This is a genomic window from Algoriphagus faecimaris, from assembly GCF_900101705.1.
Classification (GTDB): domain Bacteria; phylum Bacteroidota; class Bacteroidia; order Cytophagales; family Cyclobacteriaceae; genus Algoriphagus; species Algoriphagus faecimaris.
The window spans coordinates 35537-61916 of record NZ_FNAC01000028.1; the positions used below are offsets into that span (position 1 = coordinate 35537).

The following is a 26380-nucleotide window of genomic DNA, read 5'->3' on the forward strand; positions in this document are numbered from 1 at the left end:
AGGAGGCCTAATAAAACAAGCTGAGTTTCTGCAAGCCGAGAAGAGAAATTTTAACCCTGATAACTTAGCCCTTACAAGTTAGAACTTGATTTTTTCAGATTTTTTTTTGTCGTTTAGACTCTTGATCACCAAATTGGTTTGACGTATCAAAAAAAGTCCTAAATTTCATTTAAAATAGTTCTCCTCCTTGTTTGATCAACCCCTGAGTCAAACAAGTGGAAAATGGGATCTGAAATAAAAATATCTTTAAAAAACCACTCACCCTTTGATTTTAACCATTGAATCAAACAGTTAAACTTTTTGTATTTTTAGTTATTCCATTCCTTTTATTCGGAATTGAGGAAAACTACGCCCAAAACCCAAGGCCACAAATCGACTCCTACTCTACACCTAGTAACTATGTCATGGAGATTTGGGACAACTCTAATGGTTTGCCTCAAAATGCAGTTTTTGCGCTGGAAAAAGACAATCAAGGCTACCTCTGGATCGCTACTGAAGAAGGTTTGGTGAGGCTCGACGGAATGTCCTCCAAGGTTTTTGATATGGATACCTACCCCATTATGCAGGAGCAAACCTACTACACCTTTTTCAAAACAAAAGGGGGAATTTGGGCTACTGCAGATCGGAGCATTGCACTTTTGGAAAAAAATATCCTCAAAGTAATAGACTGTTCTAGTATTACAGGAAACACTTGGATTAGAGCTATTGCAGAAGACGAGCAAGGTGATTTGGTAATTGGAACCGCAAAAGGAGAAATTCACCGCTGGAAAAACAATACGTTTAGCTCACTTGAGTTTTGGAATCCCGAAATTCAGCTTGAGATTCAATCTTTTTTTCCTCTCAGCCCCAATCTTCTTTTAGTGGGAACTACCCAAGGTCTTTACAAATTGGACTTCCAAGCACAGAGCTCCACCCTGATTTCTCCGGTGTCATTTGCCGCGATGAAAGTCTTTGGGTTCGTGGACTACACGCTGATTTTTTCTCCCGATTCGGGGATTTTTCGATTAAATCAAAATGATGAACTAGAAAACCTCATTCCAATTGACCCAATTGAAGATATCAATCTTAGCAGCCTAACTTTAGATTCAGAAAATCGAATTTGGGGCAGTTCTCTTGAAAAAGGGCTGATAATCATTGAAAATGGAGAAGTTTCTCGCATTGATTATCCGGAGATAAGCAACTATACCATAAGGAGAATAATAAAAGAGGAAAACAATCTGTACCTAGGCACCTTAGGGAAGGGTTTGGCAATCGTCAAACCTGCTAAAGTCCAGCAGTTAGGTTTTGAAGTTTTGAAAGAAAAAAACATCAAGCCTGTTTTCCAAGATAAAGACAGCAGCGTATGGATAGGGACCAAAGTAGACGGTTTACATAGAATAGTCAATGGAGAAATCCAGTCATGGACCGAAGAAGATGGGCTTTTACAGAACGGAATCACGAGCATTGCTTCTTTAGGAAATAAACTTTACGCAGGCTCACCCTCAGGGATATCAGTCATCGATATCAATTCAGGTGAAGTTATCGATCAAATCACACAAGAAGAGGGACTTCGAAATGATTATGTGCAAGCCCTGTTCAAAGACTCCAATGACTGGCTTTGGGTACTGAGCAGAAATGGAGGAATGCAATACCTCGACAACGAAGGGCAGCTACAATTGGTCGATCTCCCCATTGAGTTCAGTACTACTCGATTTGTGAGTATTTTAGAATTAAAGAATAAAGAAATTCTGATCGGTTCCTTTAATGACGGCATTTTCAGAATCAAAGATGGAAAGTTTGTAGAGAATCAAACCCTGCCTTTGACACCCGGTGAAGATGTGATTTATTGCATGCATGAAGATGCAAGCGGAGACTTATGGTTTGGTACTCATGGTGGCTTGATTCTCTTAAAAGACGGCAAATTCAAATCTCTAATAAAGGCCAATGGTTTAAAATCCCAATCGGTATACAGTATCACCGATGATGGAAATAACGGATTTTGGATCAGCAATAATTTTGGGGTACAATACTTCTCCTACGAAGAGTTAAATAACTTCAAAGAAAGTGAGGAAGATGACTTTTTATTGGGATCTACGCTTTACAACCAAAGTATGGGGATGCCGAATTCTGAGACCAACGGGCTTATTTACCCGGCTGCAATCAAAGATTATTCAGGTAAAATCTGGATTCCTACTGTTGAAGGCATTGGGATAATAGATCCTACTTCCCTTTCTGAAAAACCACAAGCCCCCACCAATTTTGTCTGGGATGAACTCCAAATCGGAGAGGAAAAGAGCCCTATCCACGGGGAAATAGAAATTCCCGAAGGTGTCCGAATGTTTCAAGTCTCCTTTAGCTTAATAGATTTTGAAAACCCTTCTCAGTATTCGGTTTTTTATAGAATAAACAGTAATTCCGGAAGTTGGCTCCCAATCAATGAGCAAAGATTACTTTTCTTTAATGGGCTCAAACCTGGAAAATACACACTTGAAATTAAAATTCTTCGCTACGGACAGACTGATGGTATCTATTCTCTCCCCATTAAGGTAGCGGCTACTTTCTTCGAAACACCCCTATTCTGGATTAGCATTGTAATTGCACTGTTGCTATTAATCTATTTTATCTTTCAATCTTACTTCAACAGCAAACTGAAAAAGGAACTTGAGGCCCAGGTCACCCAACGAACACTGGAACTCAGCCAAACTAATGAAAAACTCAAAGAAGCGGTAAAAGAAATCGAAGATCAAAATGTGATCATGAAGCAGCTCACCTGGGACCAATCCCACCTTCTTCGAGCACCTTTAACCAAAGCGATGGGAATCAATCAATTATTGATTAAGTATTCTAAATATAGTAAAGTAGGAAAAAGTAAAGAAGAACTAGAAATTGAGCTTTTGGAGACCTTGAAGCAAGTCGATGATATTGTAAAGGACACCCACTCCAAATCCGAAAACCTAACAAAATAATGAACAAAAGTTCCCCTCAAGTGCTGATTATAGATGACGATCCTGGCGTGCTATTTCTACATGAAATCATTGTCAAAGAGGGAGAGCTTCACCCTGATCCGAAAACCTTTTATGATGCAGAGAAAGCTCTAAATTTTATTTTCTCCCAAGACTTAGAGCAAAATAAGATGTTGATTTTTTTGGATATCAATATGCCCTCGATGAGTGGTTGGGAGTTTTTGGAAAAGCTCGGAGCATCCATCCAATACGCAGAGATCAAAGTAGTCATGGTTACCTCCTCTTTGGATAAAAGTGACCGCGAAAAATCAACTGAATATGAATTAATTATCGATTTTTGGGAGAAGCCGATGGATGAAAATCAAGTTTCAGATTTGATTGAAAAACTAAATACCTGGCTTACTAAGCAATAGGTTTTCCGTTTTTTCTAACTTAAACCGAGAACTTTCTTTTTTCTAACTTTATGTTTTACCCATTTAAGGATTAAAAGAAAAAGGATTTTTTAACATTATAGAGAGAAACAGTCCACAGAGCTTGACCTGATTGATTTTCAAAAGCTTCTATTTGATTTCCGTAAGGATACTCTAGCTAAAAAGCCTAAATTTAATATTCAAATTCAAAAAATATGGCCACTTTCAATCTCAAAATTAACGGAAAATCTCAACAGGTTGATGTAGACCCAAACACTCCAGTTTTATGGGTTTTAAGAGATCACCTAAACTTAGTAGGAACTAAATTCGGATGTGGGATCGCCCAATGCGGTGCCTGCACTATTCATTTGGACGGTACGGCCGTTCGCTCTTGTTCTCTACCTGTTTCGAGTGCCGAGGGCGCTGAAATCACCACTATAGAAGGTCTTTCCGAGGAAGGCGATCATCCACTTCAGAAAGCCTGGGTCGAACACGATGTGCCACAATGCGGCTATTGTCAGGCTGGGCAAATCATGAATGCAGCAGCTCTGCTTAAGGATAATCCCAACCCAAGTGATGAGGAAATCGAAAATGCAATGAATGGAAATATCTGTCGATGTGGTACCTATTTGCGAATCAAAGCTGCTGTCAAAACAGCCGCCCAAAACCTTTAATCCAAAAATTCAATGGCAACTTTAAATAAGAAATTAGATCGAAGATCCTTTTTAAAAGTCTCTGCCCTTGCAGGGGGAGGAATGGTACTGAGTTTCAGTTGGCTGGCGGGATGTAAGCCTACCGAAGAAGAGGCACTTGGAATGCCAAAGGAATGGTTTGAATTAAATAGTTATATCAAAATAGGAGAAAATGGAGCGGTCACGCTCTACTCCCCTAACCCAGAATTTGGCTCCAATGTCAAAACATCCATGCCAATGATCCTTGCTGAGGAACTGGATGTGGATTGGAAAAATGTGATGGTAGAGCAAGCAGACTTTTACCCTGAGCGATTTGACCGTCAATTTACAGGGGGTAGTCAGGGAATCCGTCAAGGGTGGACACCACTCCGAACCGCCGGAGCCACTGCCAGAGCCATGCTGATAGCTGCAGCTGCGCAAATTTGGAACGTTCCCGTCTCTGAAATCATCACAAATGCTGGATCTATTGAGCACAAAGCATCAGGAAGAAAAATCCACTACGGAGAAGTAGCTAGTTTGGCTGCCACACTAGATATCCCTGAAGAAGTAAAGCTTAAGGATACAAAGGACTTTAAGGTCATCGGGAACTCCAAAAAGAATGTGGATGGATCCAAGATTGTAACAGGTAAGCCAATGTTTGCCATCGATCATAAGGTGGAAGGAATGAAGTATGCAGCTATAGTTCAGCCTCCTGCTTTTGGAATGAAAATCAAATCTTTTGATAAATCTTCTGTCCTGGGAATGCCAGGAATTCTGGATGTATTTGACATTCAGATTTTCAAGGAAAATTATGGAAGGAATTTCTTTGACACGACTACGTTTCCAGAAATAATCGCAATTGTTGGAAATTCAACATGGGAAGTTTTTCAAGCTAAAAAGAAGCTTGCAGTAGAATGGGAAGAGGCGCCAGCAAGTAGTTTTCCTATGGCAGCAAGAGGGGGTATGATAGATGTCAAAGTGCCTGCAGGATTAGAAAATACTTCTAGCCACAAAGCACAAATGGCTCAGTATGTGGAAAAGCCCGGAAATGTGCTTCGTCGAGATGGAGACCCTGAGGGAGCCTTTAAAAAAGCGGCAAAAGTGATTGAACGAACTTACAACGCACCATTTTTGGCACACAATACCATGGAGCCTATGAATTGCTTTGCGGATGTCAAAAGTGACCATGCCATCATTTATGGACCCACACAGGCCCCTGAGTTCATCATGAATGCACTTTCTTCGAGCTTGGAATTACCGAAAGAAAAAATACAAATTAACCTGGCAAGAATGGGCGGTGGCTTTGGTCGCAGAGCTTATAGCCACCACATGGTGGAAGCAGCCTTGATTTCCCAGAAAATTCAAGCTCCAGTAGAATTGGTGTACACCAGGGAAGACGATATTTCAGCCGGTGTATATAGACCTACGTATTCTGCCACTTACAGAGCTGCTTTGGATGAAAACAATAATTTATTAGCTCTCCATGTGAAAGCTGGAGGGATTCCAGAGACGCCTATCCACCCCAATAGATTCCCGGCAGGTGCTATCGATAATTACCTAGCCGAAGGCTGGGAGATCCCCTCCAACATCACCATTGGAGCCTTTAGAGCACCACGGTCCAATTTTATTGCCGGTGCAGAGCAATCTTTCCTGGATGAATTGGCTGAAGAAATTGGAAAGGATCCGATCGAATTTAGGCTTGAACTTTTGAAAAGAGCGGAAACCAATCCTGTGGGAGAAAACAATGACTACGATGCTAAGCGATATGCAGGCGTTTTAGAACTAGTTCGTGAAAAATCCAACTGGAGCAACCCTCCGGCTGGAGTTCATCGGGGGGTTTCTGCCTATTTCTGTCACAACTCCTACGTAGCTGAAGTTTTGGATCTCAAGATGGAAGGAAAGACACCAAAAGTGGAGAAAGTGGTAGCCGCAGTAGATTGTGGTATCGTAGTCAATCCAGATGCTGCTGCCAACATGGGTGAAGGCGCCATAGTCGATGGTATTGGAAATGCTTTCTTTGGAGAACTCACCTTTGAAAATGGGGCTCCTACCAAGCGTAACTTTGATCAGTATAGAATGATACGGCAAAAAGATGCCCCAAAAGCAATAGAGGTGCATTTTGTCCAAAACAATGAAGACCCTACAGGATTGGGAGAGCCACTATTTCCACCTGTTTTTGCGGCAGTTTCCAATGCACTGTACAAAGCTACGGGAACCCGTCTTTATGATCAGCCTTTCCAGCCTAAGCTAGAAGAAATGAGTAATTTACTCATGTAATGGACCAAAAACGAAAAGATGAACCAAAAGCAAGGATTGAAAAATTCTTGCTTTTTTTTGGTTCTCTTGAAGCGAAAATCATGAGCTATGCGTATCGGGGACAGAAAACAATATAAATCCAACACCACGATGAAAAGATTAACTTCTTTGAAAAAAAATGGCCTTTCCTGGGCCTTGAGTATGCTGACCATCGCAAGCACCTTTACTCTGAGTAGTTGCTTGAACGACTTCGACGCACCCAATTTACCTCCTACCTCCTACGTTTCCATTTATCAGGGATCACCCGACTCTCCTTCATTGGACATTTATGCAGACGCAAATAAGATCAACACTGCAGAGCTAAACTTCTCTGGAGCCTTGGCCTACAGTCCCTTCTATGTCGGAGAAAGACGCTTTAAAATTTCCCCTTTCAATGCCGCATCAGCGCTTTTAGAAAAGGATTTTCTTTTGAAACCGGATACGATTTACTCCCTCTTCATCTTGAATAAATTGTCCAACCTGGATATAATTTTGGTCAAAGATGAATGGGAAGAGCCTGTAGCAGAGGAGGCTCAGCTTCGACTCGTACACCTGTCTCCAGATACAGAGGATGTGCTCATTGAGCTAAGTGAGACAGAGGAGCCTCTAACAGAAAATATAGGTTTTGGAGAGAATTCAGGATTCATCTCTACTCCTACTAATACCTATGACATCCAAGTCAAATCAGCTGTAAATGGTGAAGTTTTGGTAGAAGCTCCGAATGTAGAACTCAAAGGAAATCGTGTCTACACGCTGGTGCTGAGAGGAATGAAGGAAACTGAAAATGAAAACCGAAAACTTGACGTACAACTATTAACCAACTACGTCCACTACCAATAAGCAATGAGTCTTTGAATCAAAAAATCCCGGGTAATTCACTCGGGATTTTTTTGTGTCCATTGAAAAAGCCCGTATCCCTAATCAAGATTAAGACAAAGGTACGACCTACAATCTCCTCCGATTGGGCTGAAGGTAGACATAGCCAACCAATTGATCATATCGAGAACCCAAAGCCCGAAAATAGACCATCACCTCGTATTCATTTTCGGTTTGAAAATAACTCCCTTCGAAAGATTGAGTATCCTTTTCCTCTCCCAAAGCAAACTGATAATCATACCACCCCTGCTTCAATAGCAGTGAAGTTTCATAAAGCTCCAAGTCCTCGTTCCACTTCATTTGGGCTTCTGGAGATTTGCCCCAAGCACTCACTGCTCCCATCAAATAAATGGGTTCAGTTCCAAATGGATACTTCAAATAAAAATTAGTCAAGATATACTGACTGTCAATCTCAGGGTCTCCTCCCGGCCTATCGTTATTAAAGACCACATATTGACCATTCAAGTCCAAATACTGGGAATAGGCCAGATTAGGCCTAGGACTGTCGATTTTGGCATCTGCATAGATGACGTCTGTCTCCACCGTAATTCTGGCAATATTCATCCCTGCTGTCCGAATAAATCGCAAATCCACAAAACGAAATTCATTGCCCGCCAAAAAAGTATTTTCCCCATCAAAGCTTTCAAAACGCATCAACTTACTGCTTTCATTCAAAAAAGTAGGCTTGGTCAAGTACTTGGCATTGTCCCATCGTTGATTTTGACGGATCAGAACTTTGATCTGTGTATTGGGATCCATAACCTCCCCATTGGAGTAATTTATCGTCACATTGAGCTGCTGCGAAGATTGCCTTTCAGCAGTTTGGGTGGGTGGAACAACCGCTGCACCTACGGTAAAGAAGTCCTCATACACCATAAATCTTCGCGTCAAGACCACATCATTTTCATTCCTACCCCGATACACTTTAGCAATGTAATTTCCTGATTTAGTAACTCTAGGCAGCGGAAAGGTATAGTGAATATAAGGGATCCTGGTATTGACCGAATACTCATAATTTTCAATCGTAAACTCATTGAAAACGGAGAGGAAGTCGTTATTTTTCAACTGTGACTGTTGCCAATCCGCATCGCAATGAATGAGTTTGACCGAGTACAGCTCCGGATCATAGGCCAAATCATCAAAATGTAATACCAAAGACCTCGAATCTGAAATGGAAACTACAGGAGCATCCAACTGACTATCATAAACTGCACCTGCCGGGAAAAGCCGAACCGAATAAATATGATCCTTGTGCACTTTATCTTCAATCTGAGCCTGTAAGCCACCCGACCAAAGCCATAAAAGGGAAATAAAAAAAATCTTGGAGAGCTGATTCATTTTGGAAAATAGGGAATTAAACTGATTTACGCTAAAGCCTCCTGAACTGCCGATATTTCGTCCACCAACTTCTCCCAAGTTTGCGTGACTTTTTCCAACTCACTTTTGACAGCTTGATACTCCTGCTGAACTTCCTGTGATTTTTGCTCATCCGCATACAATTCAGGATTGGCGAGTTCCGCTTCTAATTTGATCTGCTTGGATTCCAGTTTTTCCATTTTCTCCTCCGAATCCTGCAGGTCCCGCTCCAGCTTTTTCAATTCCTTCCTTGCCTGCTGTAGCTCTACATCAGACTTCTTAGGTTGAGGCTTCTCTTTGGGTGCGGGTTTTGGAGCTTCCGCTTTTGGGCTGCTGACCTGCTGCTGACTGCGCCAAAACTCATATTCATCGTAGGTGCCCGGATATTCTTTGATTTCCTGATCCTCGATATACCAGATCTTGTTGGCTACGCCCTTGATAAAATGTCTGTCGTGGGAAACTGTCACAAAAGTCCCCTCATACTGCTGCAATGCTTGAATGAGGATGTTTACCGATTGAAAATCCAAGTGATTGGTCGGTTCATCCAAAAGCAGGAAATTAGCTTCTGAGATCAGGGTTTTGGCTAAGGCGACACGAGATTTTTCCCCTCCTGAGAGTACTTTGATTTTCTTATAAACCTCCTCATTGGAGAAGAGAAAGCAACCCAAAACTCCACGGAGTTCGGTATCTGTTTTGGAGCTTCCAGCCTGTGCCATTTCCTGTAAGATTTCATTGTCCAAGGTCAAGGCCTCGAGCTGATGCTGCGCAAAAAAGGACTTGATTACATTATAGCCTTCCGTTCGCTCTCCTTCGATTTTTTCCGAGCCATCAATGATCCTGAGCAGGGTAGATTTACCTTTCCCATTGGCACCGATGAGGGCGATCTTATCTCCCCGCTCGATCCTAGCAGAGGTATTTTTTAAGATTGTCAAATCGCCATAGGCCTTGGACACATGATCCAATACCACAACATCACGACCTGATTTCTGTGAAAACTTGAATTTAAAATTGACAAAGGCTTCGTCATTGACCACTTCATTGACTCGGTCCAATCGATCAAGTGCTTTGATTCGGGACTGTACCTGATTGGATTTGGTGGCTTTTGCGCGGAATCGCTCGATAAAACGCTCCGTCTGCTTGATCATTTGCTGTTGGTTTTCGTAGGCATTTTGCTGCAATTCCATTCGCAGCTTCTTTTCCTCCTTGTAGAAAGAGTAATTGCCCGGATACAGTGTCAAGGTTTGATTGGCTACCTCCACCGTGCTACTGATGCAATTGTCCAGAAAAGTCTGATCGTGGGAAACTACCATCACTGCACCTTCGTAATTTTTCAGGTAGTTTTCCACCCATTGTATGGATGGTAAATCCAGGTGGTTGGTAGGCTCATCGAGCATTAAGAGGGAAGGCTTTTCCAAAAGCAGTTTGGCGAGCATCACACGCATTCTCCAGCCTCCCGAGAAAGTCCTCAGCGGTTTTTGAAGATCTTCGGTTTTAAAGCCGATTCCCTCCAGTACTTCTTCCGCTTTGGCCTTGATAGTATAGCCCTCGTTGGCCTCAAATCTATCTTGAAGAAAAGCTAGACGATTGATGATTTCCTCCGAATGGTCAGTTTCCATTTTCCTCAAGACCTCATCGATCTCATCTTGAAGGGCAAGGGTTTCCTTAAATGCCTCCAAAGCGACATTGAGGATACTCTCATCGGATTGATAGGAAAGCAAATCTTGATTCAGAAAGCCTATGGTGCAGTCTTTGGCCTTTTGTACCTCTCCTGTAGTGGCTTGATAATCGCCATTGATAATTCTCAAAAGTGTGGATTTGCCAGTACCATTTTGACCCACCAAACCGATTTTATCTTTGGGTTTGATATGAAGGTTGGCGTTTTCGTAAAGGGCTCTTCCCCCGATAAAGTATGAGAGATTACTGATTGATAACATGCCGCAAAAATAGCTAATCGCCCGTTCCTATCCTTCCCGAATGGTAAAAGTTTGTTTAATTGGACTCATAGGAAGACTGAGTGCTAATGCAAGCTAGGTCAAATGAGTACCCTAAATCAAAAGTGAAGGATTGGGAAGGATGAAAAAACTGACACAGTTAAATCATTTTTTACCCTAGGATTTCCGAATCGAGCTTCAGTTTTGTCATTTATTTGAAGAAAATTGAATGATTCAAACAACATGATGTATCTTGATAGTTAAAGTAATTGGAATCAAAACCTATGCATTTTAATATGAAAACCTTAAAAATACTTAGTCTACTCCTCAGTGCCACATTTCTGAGTCTTAGTGCGAGCTGTCAGCAAAGTGGCAAGCTACAGGGAGTGAAAACCTCAAACTCCTCGAACAAACGAGATATCAGCAAGGCCCAAGCTGATGTCAAATTGGACCGAATAAAACTTCCTGATGGTTTCAAGATAGAAGTATGGGCGGCAGATGTACCCAATGCCCGGTCGCTTTCCATGTCAGAGGAAGGGATTGTTTTTGTAGGAAACCGTCAGGAAAAAAATGTTTATGCACTAGTGGATGAAAACGGAGACGGCAAAGCGGATTCCAAGTTCATTTTGGCCGAAGGACTGCGAATGCCCAATGGAGTTGCCTACAAAGACGGGGACCTTTACGTGGCCGAAGTCAGCAGAATTTTAAGATTCAGGGACATCAAAAACAATTTAAACAATCCAAAATTTGAAGTAGTCTATGATGATTACCCTACTGATGGGCATCATGGTTGGAAATTCATCGCCTTTGGGCCGGATGGTATGCTCTATGTACCCGTAGGTGCGCCATGCAATATTTGCGAATCAAAGGATGAGATTTATGCTTCTATTACCAGAATTGATCCTAATGCGGCGAACCCACAGCCGGAAATTTACGCACACGGGGTGAGAAATACCGTAGGCTTTGACTGGCATCCCGTTACCGGAGAACTTTGGTTTACAGATAATGGTAGGGACATGATGGGAGATGATATTCCTGACTGTGAATTGAATAAAGTGACTGAGAAAGGTCAGCACTTCGGGTATCCTTATTGGCATGCTGGAACGGTGAAGGATCCGGAATTTGGCAATAAAGGCAAAGCGGCCTCTGAATACGTGCAGCCTGAAGCCAAACTCGGAGCCCATGTGGCCCCATTGGGTATTCGTTTTTATGAAGGGAGTATGTTTCCAGCGGACTTTAAAAATCAGGCCATCATTGCCAAACACGGTAGTTGGAATAGAAGTAAAAAATCAGGCTACGATGTAGTAAAGGTTGAAATTGACGCGAATGGAAAAGTGATTGGAGAGAAGCCTTTTGCATCCGGATGGCTGAATGAGGCTACACAGGAAGTTTGGGGTAGACCTGTGGACGTACAGGAATTACCAGATGGAAGTCTATTGATCTCCGATGATGTGGCCAATTGTATTTACAGAGTCAGCTACACCCTTTGACCACAAGCGTAATAGCTAATTTTGATTGCAAACAGTGAGGGAAGAAGTGTTTAAGTCGCTCCTTTCCTCCCTCTTTTCAACGATTCCATTTTCAGCCCACTTAGTCTCTTGTAAATCCCGAAACCTATCTTGCTTTAAGGTTTGCTTTTTAACAAGAAAACAGGCATTCCCTAAGAATTTCGTATCTTGCAATTGAATCTTATTAACTGAGGGAATTCAACAAAGCGTCCTATTCACAGCCTTCTTAACACCGTCCATTCCAAAAAATAATTTTCACACCCAAAAATAGCCTAAGTGCCTATTAAGAGTATCAACAAATAAAATATGGCAGAACGAAATATCAATATTAACATCAATCCGGATTGGATTAAAAAATACCTCGGAAAGATTGTAGGGGTAATTTTTGTCCTGATTATCCTATTCTCCAGTGTAAAAACCGTCGGTCCTGAAGAAGAAGGTGTAGTCATACAGCTCGGCGAGTACAACCGAACAGTACAGCCGGGATTAAACTTTATACTTCCTTTAGGAATTGAAAAAATGTTTAAAATCCCAGTTCAAAGGCAATTAAAGCAGGAATTCGGATTTCGAACCCTCACAGCAGGTCAGCGCTCAGATTATGTCAAAACAGGCTATGGAGATGAAAGCATGATGCTGACAGGAGACCTTAACCTGACGGATGTGGAATGGGTAGTTCAATACAGAATTACTGATTCTTACAAGTTTTTATTTAAAGTAAGAAATGCTGAAAAAACCCTTCGAGATATGTCTGAATCCGTGATGCGTAAGATAGTGGGAGACCGGACTGTCAACGAAGTGCTCACTGTAGGCAGGCAGGAGATAGCCTCTAGTGTAGAGGTAGAGCTTCAAAAACTCTGCGATGAATACGAAAATGGAATTCGAATTGATCAGGTTGTACTACAGGACGTGAATCCTCCTGAACCTGTCAAGCCATCCTTCAATGCTGTAAATGAAGCTCAGCAAGAGCGAGAAACGCTGATCAACCAAGCCGAGGCGGATTACAATCGTGTCATCCCAAGAGCACGTGGGGAGGCAGAAGAAACTATACAGCTTGCTGAGGCATACTCCCTCAACCGAGTCAATCGCGCTAAGGGAGAAGCTGAGCGATTCTCTGCACTTTATGATGCCTATATTAAGGCACCCGAAGTCACCAAGCAGCGGATCTATCTAGAAACCATGGAAAAAATCCTACCTAAAATAGGAAACAAAATCATCGTCGATGAGAAAGGCAATAATGTCCTTCCACTTTTGAATATCGATAAAGTAAAGTCACCTGTACAATGAGAAAAAATAAAATAGGATATATCGTAGTAGCTGCAGTTTTGGCCATATTGGTTTTCAATAGCTATTTCATTTTAGACGAAACGGAACAGGCTATTGTCACCCAGTTTGGAAAACCCGTAGGTGAACCCAGAACAACGCCGGGAATCAATTTTAAAACCCCATTTCTTCACAAAGTACAGTTCTTTGACAAGCGCTATCTGGAGTGGGACGGAGATAAAAATCAGGTACCGACAAAAGACAAGAAGTTCATTTTTGTGGATACCTATGCCCGATGGGAAATCACCAATCCCCTTCAGTTTTTTATCCGATTGAGAGATGAGCGTTCAGCCCAATCCAGATTGGATGATATACTTGATGGGGAAACCCGAAACGCCATTGCCAGCCATGACTTGCTTGATGTGGTTAGATCCACCAACCGTGATCCTGAGATCACCGAAGAGTTTATGGAGCAAATAGAGGTATTGGAGGATATTTCGGTTGGAAGGGATAAAATCGAACAGATCGTCTTGGAAAAAGCCAATGAACGAACCGCTGATTTGGGTGTGCGGATTTTGGATTTTCGATTTAAGCGAATGAACTATGTGGATGAGGTGAGAGATCGGGTTTATGACCGAATGATCTCTGAGCGAAACCGAATTGCTGATCAATTCCGATCGGAAGGTCAAGGGCAGGCTCGTGTCACTTTGGGAAACAAGGAGCGTGACTTAGCTCAAATTCAATCGGAAGCATTTCGTGAGGCAGAAGAAATCAAAGGACGGGCTGATGCCGAGGCAACCAATATTTATGCAAATGCCTACAATAAAAACAGGCAATCCATCGACCTGTACAAATTCTTAAGAACTATGGAGAGTTTCGAGAAATCTATGGATGAAAATACCAGTATCGTTCTTTCTACGGATTCCGAGTTTTTCCGGTATTTGAGAAGGTTGAATTAATTTGAACTCCATTTCTATCAAACCTGTCAGGTTTTATAACCTGACAGGTTTTTTTATCCCTTACTAGCAAAATCGACCCAATAAGCTCGTGCTCGCTTTAAATCCTCAGCAGTATCGATGGCAATGGCTTGATGTAGAGTTTCCGCCATCCGGATCTTAATGCCCCTTTCCAATAGGCGGAGCTGTTCAAGCATTTCGATTCGCTCCAAATTCCCTTTTGGCCAAGAGGGAAAGGCTTGCAGCATTGCTCTTCGATAAGCATAAATCCCCACATGCTTCTTGTAAGAAACCTCATTTGTTTTTTCTCTATTGAAAGGGATGATGGATCGGGAAAAATAAAGGGCATTGCTTTGATCATCCAAGACTACTTTTACCGCATTGGGATTTTGGGCTTCCTCTCCGGTAATGGAAAAATAAAGAGAAGCAACCTCCACGCTAGCGTCATCAAACAAGTTCAAAAGATCCTCCAGAGATTTTTTATCCTGAAAAGGCTCATCCCCCTGCACATTGACGATGATCTCAGCATCAATTTCCGAAAGGGCCTCAGCTATACGATCCGAACCGCTTTCATGTGACTTTTGGCTAAAAAAGACTTTACCTCCCAAGTCTAAAATTTGTTTTTGAATAGTTTCAGAATCTGTCACTACCCAAACCTCATCAAAAAGTCCGGTGGCAGAAGTACTCTCATAGGTTCGCTGAATCACTGACTTTCCTCCAAGGTCCTGAATCAACTTTTCCGGTAATCGTGTAGAGGCAAAGCGTGCGGGAATAAGAGCGGCGGATTTCATGGAAGTAAATAGGCTTTAATTAGCGATGATCACACAAGTTTACGGGTTTTATTGTATTTAAAATAGAAGCTATTCTTTTTAGAACAAAGCCTTCTCCTCTCAAAAAAATAACTACTCATCCAATACGTAATGAAGATTTCATTTTTAGTATACGCTCCTCCTAAGCTGATTCCCTCCGACAAGTCTCTATGATTTTATGGGAAATCAACTAAACTCAGGACATGACAAGGATTAAAATTTTTACTTTCTACCTATGAAGAGCTTTGGTCTTATTTCTTAAAAAGAATTTTTGAAAAAAGCAGAGCACGTATCAGACTTTCCCCTTGGAAAAAATAACCTATTTTTAGTCAAAATTAAATAATCAGGTTTTTGTCCTTATGAAACAAGTCCAGCCTAACACTAAACCATCCCGATTTGCATATACTTGGATTGCGATTGGTTTTCTGGCTATCCTGATTTTCTATTTTCTTCCCTGGAGATTCCAAGTCAATGATGACGTGATCATGATGTGGTTGGTTTCGGGAGCTTATACTGGTGAATCCGAAACCTATGCTGTTTTCATGCACCCACTTTTATCTACTTCTCTTTCTTTTTTGTACCAGCATTTACCACCTGCAAATTGGTACAGCATCTACCAATATTTTCTGATCTTTTTTGCTTTTAGCTTTTCGAGTCGAGTCATCCAAAAGTCTGTTATTTCTACCCGGAGCAAGTCGATTTACCAAGTCATTTTGCTTCTGATCAGCTTGCACCTTTGTATTTTTCCGCAATTCACATTGGTGGCCGGGTGGTCAGCTTTTGCTGCTTTATTATCCATAATAAGTGATCATAAAGACAGTAAAACAATTACCTTTTCTTTGCTATTGCTACTCCTTTCAGGGATACTCCGAGCAGAAGCAAGCTTATTGATTTGGATTGGTTTTGCATGGTTTGCTTTGACTAAGTTTCAAAAAACCAAAGTTTTGCGTTTGGGTATTGCCTTGGGTGTAATCTTAGTATTGATAGCTTCCAAAACCATTTGGGAGAATCAATCGGAATACAAGGAATACCTGGAGTTTAATAAGGCAAGACATAAGGTCATTGACCATCCTGTATTTTATCAAAATACGATTGAAGAATTTTATAAAAATGATCCTAAATGGAGAGCTTTTTCAAATTGGTTTATCCAAGAATCTCCAATTGAAATTATTGATTTAAAACTTCATCAAAAGGAATTAAACCATCAGTATTTTTCTACAAAACAAATCATGGCTTCTTTAACCCGACTGGTTCAGGTCCACTCCATGGAGCTCTTCAAAAGTTTTCTAGCCAATACATTTTTATTCCTCTACTGGATTCATTTTAGAACCAACAAAAAAATGCTCTTTCTTGCCTTTGCTTGGATCCTCTTTCTACTGATTTTTAATCACTTTAATCACATAAGAGGCCGGGTGATTTTCCTTTTTTATCTCCCCATTTTAATTCCCGTTTTAGAGCAAAGCCTGCATTTCAAAACCAAACTCAAATTCATTCTAACTCTTTGCCTGTTTGGCCTTTTCTTGAGTATTCATGTAGCTAACTTTTTGAAAGAGGCAAATAAAAGAAAAGAATACCTTTCCCAATACGAAAGCATCATTGAACAAAAAAGGCAGGACATCCCACTTTATCTTGAAAGTTTTCCTTTAGAATATTTTTCACAATATTATCCAAAGGGTGAAAAAACCCGATTTTTTATCGAAGGATGGATAGCCCGAAGCCCATTTCAAGAGAAAGCTTACCAACGTTTAGGGTTTACTAGACTGGGTGAGTTTAAGAGCTATTTTCTACTTGCTGATAAAACTAAGGGACCCTACGATTTTCCTGATTACATAAATAAGCTTGGTGCGGATTACCAGCTTAAATCCAAAACAGAAACATCAGATTTGATTCTTTTTGAATACAGTAGAGAATAGGAAGAGCTAAATCCCTTCAAAGGTTCTACATGTCAAATCCCCCTGAATTATGAGGACAGATGCTAGGTTGACTTATTTAAAGTTCAAAGCTGATTCTCTCCCATCAATCTTTTACTAAAAAGATTGCATAAATTCTTACATCAAAAATTACAGAGCGGTTAAACTCTAAATCTGTCGAGCACTTTACTTACCCATCGGGATCGCTTTTTGGGTTCTTCCTGATCATAATAGGCACCGGTATATTCATTCTTACGCATGTAGGAATAATTGTATCCATAGCCATAATTGTATCCACCGAAGTCATAAACATCTAGCCCCGCTTTCAAACCATTGAACACACAATAGATATTATCTACTTGATCATTGGCGTAGAGGTCATTGATCATTAAAAGGTAGCGCTTATGAGTAAAATCCTGACGAACTATATACAAATTGACATCTGAAAAACGAAGCAAATCCATCGTCTCTGAAACCAACCCAATAGGTGGGGTATCCATCACTACCACATCAAATTCGTCCTCTAAAGATTTTAAAAATTCGGTCATTTTATCCTTGAGCAAAAGTTCTGCAGGATTGGGAGGTATAGGGCCCGAAGGCACCACAAAGAGATTTTCATACTTGGTTTGTACAATGATGTCATCTCGATCTGCTTTATCTACCAAGTAATTAGATAATCCCGTCTGATTCTCTACACCTAAGTATTCCGATATCTTTGGTCTTCTCAAATCTAACCCAATCAAAATCGTCTTCTTTCCACTTAGGGCAATGGCAGATGCCAAATTGATACTTACAAAGGTCTTACCTTCACCTGAGACAGAGGAGGTGATTAAGATCCGTTTACATGTTTTTTCACTAGCGATATAAAACAAAGCTGACCTCAAGGACCTAAAGGATTCTGAAACCATGGATTTGGGATGCTCTTGTACTAGCATATTGGTGTCCTTTGTACTGTAGCCAATTGTCCCTAAGAGGGGAATTCTAAGTACATTTTTTAATTGGACCTGATCTACAATCTTATTATTAAGGTAATGATATAAAATCAGTAGCGCCAAAGGAATAAAAAGCCCTAGTCCAAAAGCAAGTCCATAATTTTGAGATTTCTTGGGAAAAATCAAGCTTCCTCTTCTAGCATAATCCAATATAGAGTTATCGGAAATATTGGAAGCTTTGGCAATCCCTGCCTCAGCCCGCTTTTCGAGCAAATAGTTATATAAGTTTTCACGAAGTTTAAACTCGCGGTTTAAAGCCATAAAGTCAGCCTCGGCCTGTGGCAGTTTGGAAAACTCCTGCCCTTCTGATTCTAATTTTGCTATTGCTCTGGTCTTTCTATCCTTGGTATTTTGTACCAGGTTGTCGATATTCTCAAAAATATTTTCTCTAATCTTAGTAATCTGCTCATCCAACTCCATCACATTGGGGTGATTTTCATTGACAGAGGCCAAGAGCTTTCTTCGCTGCAAAGAGATATCGATCAGATTGCTGATTAGACCATTTAGGAGGCCATCATTTATCCCAATTAGTGAGGGTGCTAGAATATCAGAATAGTCTTTCCCTTTTTCGATCAGATAAGACTGAAGGGATAGGTAGTATTGAAGCTCAAAATCAATAGCCTGAATTTGATCTTCCAAACTTTGTATATTACCCAATACACCCCCAAACTCAGAATTAATGTCCAATAATTTATTTTGAACTTTAAAGTTCAAAATCCTACGCTCCACTTTCTTCAAAGAATCCTCGACGATGAAGAGTTGCTCCTCTAAAAAGTTGAGCGTATTTTCTGTCATTTGATTCTTCTCTTTCAAACTGTATTCGATATAGGCATCCATCAGAGAATTGACATAGTCTCTACCTTTCTCTACTACTTTGGTCGCCATAGTGACCTGAAGTACAGTACCGTAGCTATTTATCGGCCTGACGGATATCCCTCTTGAATAATCATCAATCACATTCATCTGACTATGAATCACGAAAGACAATTGATCCCCTTGTCTAAGGTTCTTTTTTTTGAGGATCTTAAAACTGCTTATAGGAGAGGTAATCTCCTCATCAAAACTGTAAACCTTATTTAAAATGGCCTCGTCCACAGGCCCGTCTGCCTTGGCATTGAGAAAATCAAAAAAGCCAGATTCTTCCCTAGTCAAGACAAATTGATCCTCATTGAGCATGGTGAAGGTAATCTCTCCCATTTCCATTTGCGGAAAGTCCGGATTTACCTCCACAAATATCGGTGACTGATCGTAGAGCTCTACTTCTTTGATATTGGTAGAGGCATAGTAAGTGACATTAAAATGCAATTTGCTCAATGCCTCTGCAGCAAGATTTTTTGAAGTCAAAAGTAGGATGTCATTTTCCAAATTGTAAGCCCCGGAAAAAATATTGGAACGGTCCAATATTCTCATTTCTGGACTGGAATTCTGCTTGATCAAAATACTTCCTTGTACCTCATATTCCTCCACAGAATAGCGATGAAAAAGAAAGGTAATGATCAATCCCAAGAATATACTTGTGACATAGAGTGGCCAATACCTGAAATATTTGATCAAGTAATACTTGATATCAATCGGCTTGATATCTTCCTGAAATTTGGATACGTCTACCTTGCCATCGATCATAAATTCCTAGTCAAAAGAGCGGTCAATAAGATCAAAGAGGAGCCAATGGAAATAATTAAGCCCAAGGAAGAGGATAAATTATCTGCATTTCCAAATTGCCTAATTTTCATGGGCTCAAGATATAGAATATCATTAGGCTGTATGAAATAATAGGGAGAACCTAATAAAGCTCTGTCGTGAAGATTAATTTGATGGATTTTGCTTCCTCCATCGTACTGACGAATGATGAAAAGCTTATTACGCATAGCTAGGATATTACTTTCTCCCGCTATCGCTAAGGCATCGAAAATAGTCGCCCTATTTTTTAGAATTATCTGGGTACCGCTATTATTAAATTCTCCCAATGCAGTAAATCGAATTCCTCCAATTCTTAGTTTTACAAACACGTCTTCCTTAAAATAGACATTGATAGCATCCTGAACTTTCTTTTGTGCCTCTTTTTCACTCAATCCTGCGATTTCTATTCTTCCGAGTTTAGGTAGCTCCACAAAGCCCTGCTTGTCTATACTATATCCTGTAAAATAAAAAATATCACTAGCACCTCCACCCCCTCCGCCTTGACGCATCATTCGGGAACCCTGAAACTCGAAAGCTTTGGTCAATTCCTCATCCGAACTTGCAAAGTCGATATCTACCACGTCAAAGGGCTGAAGAATATACTCGTATTCTACCTCAGCGAATGGAATAAACTCATCCAAATCTATTTCTTCATTTCCGGGAAGATTTTGCAAATAAGTGATTCTCTTATTGCTAATACAAGCAGTAAGACTCCAAACTAAGATCAAAATAGGAAGCAGGTTTCGCATTAGCTTTAATTTACGGAAATATTCTGATCCGAAGATTTTTCTTTCTCTATTGTTTCAAACATAATCTTTGCCAACTCCTCCATAGTTTTGCTTTCTAAGCCTGATGTGGCTTTCATTTCATCTATAAATTCGAGAAGCTCCTCAAGCACCTTTAAATTCTCCATTGGATAATGCCCAAAATTATGTGGATGCCACCAAAGATGGTAAACCTGATTCTGCTTGCAAGCTGCTCTAATTTCGGACTTAATCCTTTTAATTCTGGTGGGATTAAAAATAGAACCTTTACGATATGGTCGCAAGAGTCTCGAGGCCGGAATTTTGCAAATATCACCATAGACCTCAGGACTTTCATAGCTACTTGTTTTACCTAAAGGATAAAGCGTGTCTCCAGTCCTGAAAATCTTTTTAAGGAGAGTTTCCTCTACTGTATTTTTCCAAAACCAATCTTCTGGATTGGTTCTAAAGTTTTTAAAACCAACTTCAGACGCAGATTGGATTATTTGAGGATCGTATTGATTTCTGGGAAAAACCAAGGAAACAGGATCCTTTCCTAACTTATCTTTTGTGATCTTTTTACTAGCCATCAAATCTGCCTGAAAAGATTCCTTGCTAGCCCCTGATTCCATGGCATAATAATGGGCAAAACTGTGAGAAGCCATCTCTTGACCAGGCGTTTGGCTTACTTTTAGGGCTAGCTCAGGAGCAAAAAGTCCTTTCAAATTAGGCTTATTTATAGCCCAATGATAGGCTGAGTAATTAGAGTTAACATAGCCTGGAAGCAAGGCCGGAGAATAATGGGTCCACTCTTCCCAATCTTTTGCCAGTAACATCCCAACGGTAGCCCAAGTGGCATGAATTTGATGCTTTTCAAAAAGCTCCAATATCCTCGGAATAGCTTGAAGTGTCCCTTCGTAATAGCCTTGATGCTCCTCCAATGAATACTTATCAAACCTTCCCCAATGAAGTTCGAAATCTAAAGAAATAACTAAGATAGGACGCTGCAAATTCACCACTTATTCACCGAAATTTTCGGATTATGAAAGGCCAAATTAACCATAGCAAACCGATATACAAAAAAGGAAGCCAAACAGATTTCATTCTATAAAAAAGTCCATAATTATTTAGGGTCATCGAATAGATAAATGCAATCAATATGGTAAAGCAGAAAAGTAAACCTAAGCTTAAAGAAAAGCTTTTCAAATACTTGATTCCAAACAAAATAGAGCAAACAAACAGTAGAAGTAAAAGGCTATTTTCTAAGGCAAACACCAATGAAAACCCATCCCATACTTCCCAAATAAATGGACGAAATAAAAAACTTATCATCCGCCAAGTCAATGAATAATCCAACATAGGAAGTGCTGAATTGGCTCCATAAGATGCCAAAAAAGACAATTGCTCCTCACTGAAGCGAAGCAAGTCCGAAATCGAAAAAGCTTCCATATGACTGTAAACCCAAAGCCATCTGCCACCCAAAAAAATAACCGGAGAAAACAATACTAAAAGACCTAGCCCTACTTTCCAATTTATCCAAAACTCCTTCCAATACATCAGCAAAAGAAACGGAAGAAGTAAAATCCCAATCAAAGGTTTGATCATAAAAATAAGTAACCAAAAGATCGCCAACACATATATCTTTTGGGGAATAAAAACCCGAGTGTACCAAACCCCCATCAAACCCAGAAAAAGGAGGCTTTCTTTACTGACTCCAGCCGTCCAAAAATGAAGCCCGGGAAACCACCATATCAAAAAAGGTAAAACCTTGATCCAAAATGGTAGGTCCATTGGCCTAAACACCTTATCCGTAATCCATATGCCCAACACTATCCCCAAATAGGAAAATAAACCATAAATCAGGTTACCTGACAAGAAATTTAGTCCCAAAACTTGAGAAGGAATATAGTTTAACCATTGAATGAAAAAAGTGGAGAAACCAAAATACCCCATCCAAGACTGTGCATATTGAGAAAGGTCTGCACTGACCTCCCAATAGCGAATGGCATCTCCTCCCACAGAAGAAAGATAGAAATGGTAAATCCAGCTAAAAAGAAAATGATACAGCCAGAGCAAAAGCAGTTGAATACGCAGAAAACGAGAAGAAGTCCTTGGGAAAACCCAAAACCAAAGTAAAGCTCCACTACCGGCCAAAACAAAAAAAAGAAGTAATATATCCTGAACTCCCATTAACAAGATAAAGCCCTCCTGTAGCTTTCCAGAGATTGATCCATAGCATAATAAACCAAACCCAATTCCCTTGCCTCCTTATCACTGCCTGCAGGTAGATTTTCTATCCATTGAAGCACAAGATCTATATCCATCTCCTCAAAACAACAAACTTCTGAATGACCAAGATCCTGTAGCGTATCCCCTATTCCTTTACTCAACCAAACCGGCAGCCCATTTAAAAGGTACTCGCCAATCTTGATAGGAGCCAGTCCACAGAGTGAGGGAGCAGAAGTTCTCAAAGCCACCCCTATATCCGCTGCAGAAAGGTAGCTCGGTACCTCTTTAAAGTTTCCCTTGATCAATTGAACTCTTGACCGAATGCTAATTGGAAACTGATTCATCACCTCTTCCCCTCCCCTTGTCAAAAGAAGTAATTTCAACTTTTCAGATTTCTTCAGAAGTTGGACTACCGGCTTTAGGTTGTAAGCCGCCCCCAAAGAGCCAGAATGAACTAGTAAAATTTCTTCAGAAGAGAGGCCTAATTCTCGCCGGATACGTTGACGGACATTTTCATCTCTTATAAAAAATGAGGCTTCTCTCCCATTAATTACTTTGAAAAACTTATCCCGGCTGAGCATGGGATAGCTTTCTAAATGCAAATCTATCGCACAGTGACTTCTTGTAAGTATTCTATCCGATCGATGCAGTATAAAATGCTCTATGGAAGAAAGTAGCCTGTGCATAATACTTCCTTTTTTCAATCCAGTAAAATCAAGCCGCTCTTGAATAGGAAGTCCATCAGCGTCAAAAATCAACTGAGAAGGTAACTGATCGATTTTTCTAAATAAGATTCTGATCAATAAGGCAGGCATAGTACTCCTTGGCATGATCCAATCAAACTGCTCTGTCTTGAGAATTTTTTCAATAACCTTTCTTTGTTTCCAAAGTGAGAAAAATGCCCCCAAACTGGCAATAGGACCTCTATGGACTGAGAAATGACGGTAGTTAATATTGGAGGATCTAGCCAATCCTTGTATTCGGGCTATTTCTTCATCGTCCGCCCAAGAAAATTGAAGTGTTGAGACTTCAATTTCACATTGCTCGCTTAGCCGCTTGAAAATGGGGAAAAACAAGGTTTCCAAATAATTACTAGATTCCGAATCCCAAGAAATAAATACCAGTTTTCTACCCTTTGCCAAAATTCTAGATTTTACTTAATCGAATATACATGCAATTTCCAAGCACTTTCAGGATTTTCCACCCTCAACTCTAAGTTTAATGCCGATGACTCCACCGGTAAGGCAGAAATTATATATTCTGCTTTCAAACTGTCCCTAAGGAAATCAAAATCAAACTGAAGCTCCCGTATCTTTTCCTCTTCTCTCCAAGCATACATAAAATAATCATCTGGGTATTGTGCATTTTGGAAATAACACTTATTACCCCAATTCATAAAATGCTTATCCAGCGACTCATCTTTTGCAAGTTCGTCCCGAATGACCTGAAATACCTGCATCTTATGTTCTCGACGATAATTCTGCATGTATCCGTCCAAACAAAGTAGCCCATTATACGCAGAACTAGCTGGAGGTACATTCAAGTGGGCGATTCTTACATGTTGCCAATCCTCTCCAAGAAAATTTTTTATTTCCTCATAGGAATCCTCCGAATAGTAAGCCTTGAAGCTCGGTACTTGCTGATTGATCAGTTTGAGATCTTGATTGAGCCAATACCTCCATTCATATTGATATATAAAGATATTTACCAGCAATAAAGAAGGAATCAGAAAGTTGGCCCATTTGAAATTAATACTGGCCCAAGCGCGAAAAAATGCTGCAAAAAGAAAATAAGGTATCCAAAACTCAAATCTAAGGAAATTTAAGGAAGCCAAAGAAGGTAAAAACTGACCTGCAAAAGTCATTATGCTGCTGTGGCTGATTACCGAAAGTCCAAGGCCAATTCCTAGGACAAACAAAAGATCCCTCAAAGACTTCTTCTTAAGAGAATTAAATTCTGAGAAGAGTAAAAAACCTAGGGTAAGAATCAAATAAATTGGCGCAAAATGAACTCCACTTTGATTTCCTGACCAAAAAAACTTCCATGGCATCAAATCCTTCCAAACTCCAAAATCATAGGTAAAATCTTCCCTGTGGCTTTGAAACTCCTCCGTAAAAAATAGGCCTTTGATCAAATAGGCCTCTTGACAAGTCCAGGCGATGGCGAGAGTAAGTAAACCCAAGCTTCCATACTTTGGAAAAGTCCTTGTTCGAATCCATTCCCAAAGCAACCAAACCGTCAGCCCTATAAAAAAGTAAAAGCCTGCCAAAACGAGTTTGGAGTAAAAAGCGTAGCAGACGAGGAAGATAAAATACTTCCAGGATTTTTTATCCTGCAGCAAGGCTTCAAATACAAGGATTAAAACGGGCAGTAAGGCAATAGAAATCCCTCTATGTGGGTAAAAAGCTAAAGAAGCCCAAAGTAATGGCAATAGAAAAAGTAATTTCTCTGAAAGCTTAGCAAAGGATTGATGTTTGATCCAAAGCCAAAAAGCAACATAAGCCAAGATAAAAATCAGGACTTTATTGACTAGGTAAGCGGTAAATAGCGGAAATAGAAAATAGAGTAATCCTTCCACAGAAAAGGCTGAGGGATATGTAAATCGAGGACTTTCTACAATCATACCTGCTATCGATTCATTCCACCCGCCAAAGATTTTTCCTTGATCCTTCATGGCCTTCCACCAAGCAAGATTGGAATCCATATTATCTGAAACCGGGATAAAAACCGATTCCCCTTGAATCAGGTAAGGAAAAATAAAAAGTAGCAATACCAGGAATGGTAAAAATTGGTAGAGCTGCAATTCTTTAAAAACCTGCTGTTTCGGGTAATTCACCCTGAAAGGTAAAAAAAAGAGAGATAACTCTGAGGACGAAACAGCAATGTGCAATGGACAATTTTCAAGTTTTAGCCTGCCAGAGGAGTTTTTATTAAAACACCTTCCTCCATTATCCATTAGGATCTATGGAGAAGTGTCGCCCCTGCAGGGCTTTAGCCTGGTGTTTAGATTCTAATCCGTGGGCTAACACCCACGGTGATGAAAAATTACGCTCTTCCAGAGCTATTTACCAACTCTGTTGAATCGATGAAATCAGATTTTAAATCAAATTAATGCGTGTATAAAGGACTTAGGTCTGCCTAGAGGCATTAAATAATTTGTACCCTTGGTCTATAAAAAGACCCTGAAGTGCCTGTCCCGATTATCGGGAGGCAAACTATGAATACCTGTGCGCCTAGGGCGTAGCCCCGTATGAAGAGAGGCGGAACGCCGAACGCAATGCGGGGTATTAGGTTTTACGACAGTCCCAGCGCTGGCCCGGGATTTTATCGGAAATCTCAAGGCTAATGCCAGCAAGATGAACACGATTGTTGATGAACTGATGAATCGTCGAACTGATGGTGAATACGATGAAGTTCTCGGTCAGAATGATCAAAGATTCTGGATTGACATAAGCGCTGAAGGCGCGACACCATTATTAGCCCCGTATGAAGCAGCGAAGAATGAGCTGCGAAATGCGGGGTATCGAGGTATGTCAGTGTTACCAGCGCTGGCCCGTGGTTTTATCGGAAACCTCGATGCCAATGCCAGCAAGATGGAAACGATAATTTATTCTTTGCGATAATTGGAAAGCAAAACTCTTAAGAGACCTGCAAGCATCAACTTCCTTTTCTGCGGGGATCTGCGGGAAAAGAGATGCCCGCTGATTTACGCAGATTTAATTCGCTGATTTCCGCTGATTTTTTATTTCCAATGATCATTATTCTACAAGAATCTGCGTCCTTTTCCGCGGGAAGCTAGATTTAATCAAAAT

At 40.5% G+C, this 26380-nt stretch carries 19 protein-coding genes; 10 read left to right on the forward strand and 9 right to left on the reverse strand.

Translation table 11 applies throughout. The features are described from left to right. Positions 1–278 precede the first annotated feature (278 nt). From BLQ57_RS14130 to BLQ57_RS14150, 5 genes are all read left to right on the forward strand, one after another. Positions 279–2945 carry a ligand-binding sensor domain-containing protein gene (locus BLQ57_RS14130; RefSeq protein WP_087940094.1) on the forward strand — a complete coding sequence of 889 codons (2667 nt, stop codon included), beginning with the start codon at positions 279–281 and terminating at the stop codon, positions 2943–2945. After that, on the forward strand, positions 2945–3355 hold the full coding sequence (locus BLQ57_RS14135) for a response regulator (RefSeq protein WP_087940093.1): 411 nt from the start codon (positions 2945–2947) through the stop codon (positions 3353–3355). The genes BLQ57_RS14130 and BLQ57_RS14135 overlap by 1 nt, the downstream gene beginning before the upstream one ends. 212 nt (positions 3356–3567) lie before the next feature. Further along, a complete protein-coding gene (locus BLQ57_RS14140) occupies positions 3568–4026 on the forward strand; it encodes a (2Fe-2S)-binding protein (protein WP_087940092.1) in 459 nt (152 codons plus the stop codon). Between the two features lie 12 nt (positions 4027–4038). Beyond that, positions 4039–6300, forward strand: a complete 2262-nt coding sequence (locus BLQ57_RS14145) for a xanthine dehydrogenase family protein molybdopterin-binding subunit (protein ID WP_087940091.1) — start codon at positions 4039–4041, stop codon at positions 6298–6300. 129 nt (positions 6301–6429) lie between these two features. Further along, entirely contained in the window at positions 6430–7158 is a 729-nt protein-coding gene (locus tag BLQ57_RS14150) for a DUF4397 domain-containing protein (RefSeq protein WP_169712762.1), read from the forward strand. Positions 7159–7263: 105 nt separating this feature from the next. On the opposite strand, the gene BLQ57_RS14155 is transcribed toward BLQ57_RS14150, so the two are convergent. Together BLQ57_RS14155 and abc-f are read right to left on the reverse strand one after the other, a co-directional pair. Beyond that, positions 7264–8610 (reverse strand): type IX secretion system plug protein, encoded by a 1347-nt coding sequence (locus BLQ57_RS14155; protein ID WP_244887422.1) that lies wholly within the window; start codon positions 8608–8610, stop codon positions 7264–7266. Then, positions 8559–10484 carry a ribosomal protection-like ABC-F family protein gene (gene abc-f, locus BLQ57_RS14160; RefSeq protein ID WP_087940088.1) on the reverse strand — a complete coding sequence of 642 codons (1926 nt, stop codon included), beginning with the start codon at positions 10482–10484 and terminating at the stop codon, positions 8559–8561. The genes BLQ57_RS14155 and abc-f overlap by 52 nt, the downstream gene beginning before the upstream one ends. A 293-nt stretch (positions 10485–10777) precedes the next feature. On the opposite strand from abc-f, the gene BLQ57_RS14165 reads away from it, so the two are divergent. From BLQ57_RS14165 to hflC, 3 genes are all read left to right on the forward strand, one after another. Further along, positions 10778–11971 (forward strand): PQQ-dependent sugar dehydrogenase, encoded by a 1194-nt coding sequence (locus BLQ57_RS14165; protein ID WP_087940087.1) that lies wholly within the window; start codon positions 10778–10780, stop codon positions 11969–11971. 324 nt (positions 11972–12295) lie between these two features. Continuing rightward, positions 12296–13273: an FtsH protease activity modulator HflK gene (gene hflK / locus BLQ57_RS14170; protein WP_087940086.1), complete on the forward strand. Its 978-nt coding sequence runs from the start codon at positions 12296–12298 to the stop codon at positions 13271–13273. Beyond that, positions 13270–14208, forward strand: coding sequence for a protease modulator HflC (hflC, locus tag BLQ57_RS14175; RefSeq protein ID WP_087940085.1), 939 nt, complete (start codon positions 13270–13272; stop codon positions 14206–14208). Before hflK ends, hflC begins: the two co-directional genes overlap by 4 nt. Positions 14209–14261: 53 nt before the next feature. Here hflC and kdsB read toward each other — a convergent pair whose 3' ends face one another. Next, a complete protein-coding gene (gene kdsB / locus BLQ57_RS14180) occupies positions 14262–14996 on the reverse strand; it encodes a 3-deoxy-manno-octulosonate cytidylyltransferase (protein ID WP_087940084.1) in 735 nt (244 codons plus the stop codon). Between the two features lie 377 nt (positions 14997–15373). Between kdsB and BLQ57_RS14185 the strand changes: the two genes are divergently transcribed. Next, positions 15374–16927: a hypothetical protein gene (locus BLQ57_RS14185; RefSeq protein WP_087940083.1), complete on the forward strand. Its 1554-nt coding sequence runs from the start codon at positions 15374–15376 to the stop codon at positions 16925–16927. A gap of 158 nt (positions 16928–17085) precedes the next feature. Here the strand turns inward: BLQ57_RS14185 and BLQ57_RS14190 are convergent, their stop codons facing one another. The 6 genes from BLQ57_RS14190 to BLQ57_RS14215 are packed head-to-tail and all read right to left on the reverse strand — an operon-like array spanning position 17086 to position 25404. Then, positions 17086–19539 (reverse strand): GumC family protein, encoded by a 2454-nt coding sequence (locus BLQ57_RS14190; protein ID WP_087940082.1) that lies wholly within the window; start codon positions 19537–19539, stop codon positions 17086–17088. Then, complete coding sequence (locus BLQ57_RS14195) at positions 19536–20345, reverse strand: polysaccharide biosynthesis/export family protein (protein WP_087940081.1); 810 nt, start codon at positions 20343–20345, stop codon at positions 19536–19538. Before BLQ57_RS14195 ends, BLQ57_RS14190 begins: the two co-directional genes overlap by 4 nt. Before the next feature lie 5 nt (positions 20346–20350). Further along, complete coding sequence (locus BLQ57_RS14200; RefSeq protein ID WP_244887423.1) at positions 20351–21355, reverse strand: polysaccharide deacetylase family protein; 1005 nt, start codon at positions 21353–21355, stop codon at positions 20351–20353. A gap of 7 nt (positions 21356–21362) precedes the next feature. Further along, positions 21363–22529, reverse strand: coding sequence for a hypothetical protein (locus BLQ57_RS14205; RefSeq protein WP_087940080.1), 1167 nt, complete (start codon positions 22527–22529; stop codon positions 21363–21365). Continuing rightward, positions 22529–23710: a glycosyltransferase family protein gene (locus BLQ57_RS14210; protein WP_087940079.1), complete on the reverse strand. Its 1182-nt coding sequence runs from the start codon at positions 23708–23710 to the stop codon at positions 22529–22531. Before BLQ57_RS14210 ends, BLQ57_RS14205 begins: the two co-directional genes overlap by 1 nt. Positions 23711–23721: 11 nt before the next feature. Then, positions 23722–25404 (reverse strand): DUF6044 family protein, encoded by a 1683-nt coding sequence (locus tag BLQ57_RS14215; protein ID WP_087940078.1) that lies wholly within the window; start codon positions 25402–25404, stop codon positions 23722–23724. A 520-nt stretch (positions 25405–25924) separates the two neighbouring features. Here BLQ57_RS14215 and BLQ57_RS14220 point away from each other — a divergent pair. Beyond that, complete coding sequence (locus BLQ57_RS14220; protein ID WP_087940077.1) at positions 25925–26191, forward strand: hypothetical protein; 267 nt, start codon at positions 25925–25927, stop codon at positions 26189–26191. Positions 26192–26380: the final 189 nt, after the last annotated feature.

Coding starts and splice junctions, on each gene's coding strand:
- BLQ57_RS14220 (WP_087940077.1), top strand. CDS start 25,925: ATGAACACGATTGTTGATGAACTGATGAATCGTCGAACTGATGGTGAA.
- BLQ57_RS14140 (WP_087940092.1), top strand. CDS start 3,568: ATGGCCACTTTCAATCTCAAAATTAACGGAAAATCTCAACAGGTTGAT.
- BLQ57_RS14185 (WP_087940083.1), top strand. CDS start 15,374: ATGAAACAAGTCCAGCCTAACACTAAACCATCCCGATTTGCATATACT.
- hflC (WP_087940085.1), top strand. CDS start 13,270: ATGAGAAAAAATAAAATAGGATATATCGTAGTAGCTGCAGTTTTGGCC.
- BLQ57_RS14135 (WP_087940093.1), top strand. CDS start 2,945: ATGAACAAAAGTTCCCCTCAAGTGCTGATTATAGATGACGATCCTGGC.
- BLQ57_RS14165 (WP_087940087.1), top strand. CDS start 10,778: ATGAAAACCTTAAAAATACTTAGTCTACTCCTCAGTGCCACATTTCTG.
- BLQ57_RS14205 (WP_087940080.1), bottom strand. CDS start 22,529: ATGGGAGTTCAGGATATATTACTTCTTTTTTTTGTTTTGGCCGGTAGT.
- abc-f (WP_087940088.1), bottom strand. CDS start 10,484: ATGTTATCAATCAGTAATCTCTCATACTTTATCGGGGGAAGAGCCCTT.
- BLQ57_RS14190 (WP_087940082.1), bottom strand. CDS start 19,539: ATGATCGATGGCAAGGTAGACGTATCCAAATTTCAGGAAGATATCAAG.
- kdsB (WP_087940084.1), bottom strand. CDS start 14,996: ATGAAATCCGCCGCTCTTATTCCCGCACGCTTTGCCTCTACACGATTA.
- BLQ57_RS14195 (WP_087940081.1), bottom strand. CDS start 20,345: ATGCGAAACCTGCTTCCTATTTTGATCTTAGTTTGGAGTCTTACTGCT.
- BLQ57_RS14150 (WP_169712762.1), top strand. CDS start 6,430: ATGAAAAGATTAACTTCTTTGAAAAAAAATGGCCTTTCCTGGGCCTTG.
- BLQ57_RS14145 (WP_087940091.1), top strand. CDS start 4,039: ATGGCAACTTTAAATAAGAAATTAGATCGAAGATCCTTTTTAAAAGTC.
- hflK (WP_087940086.1), top strand. CDS start 12,296: ATGGCAGAACGAAATATCAATATTAACATCAATCCGGATTGGATTAAA.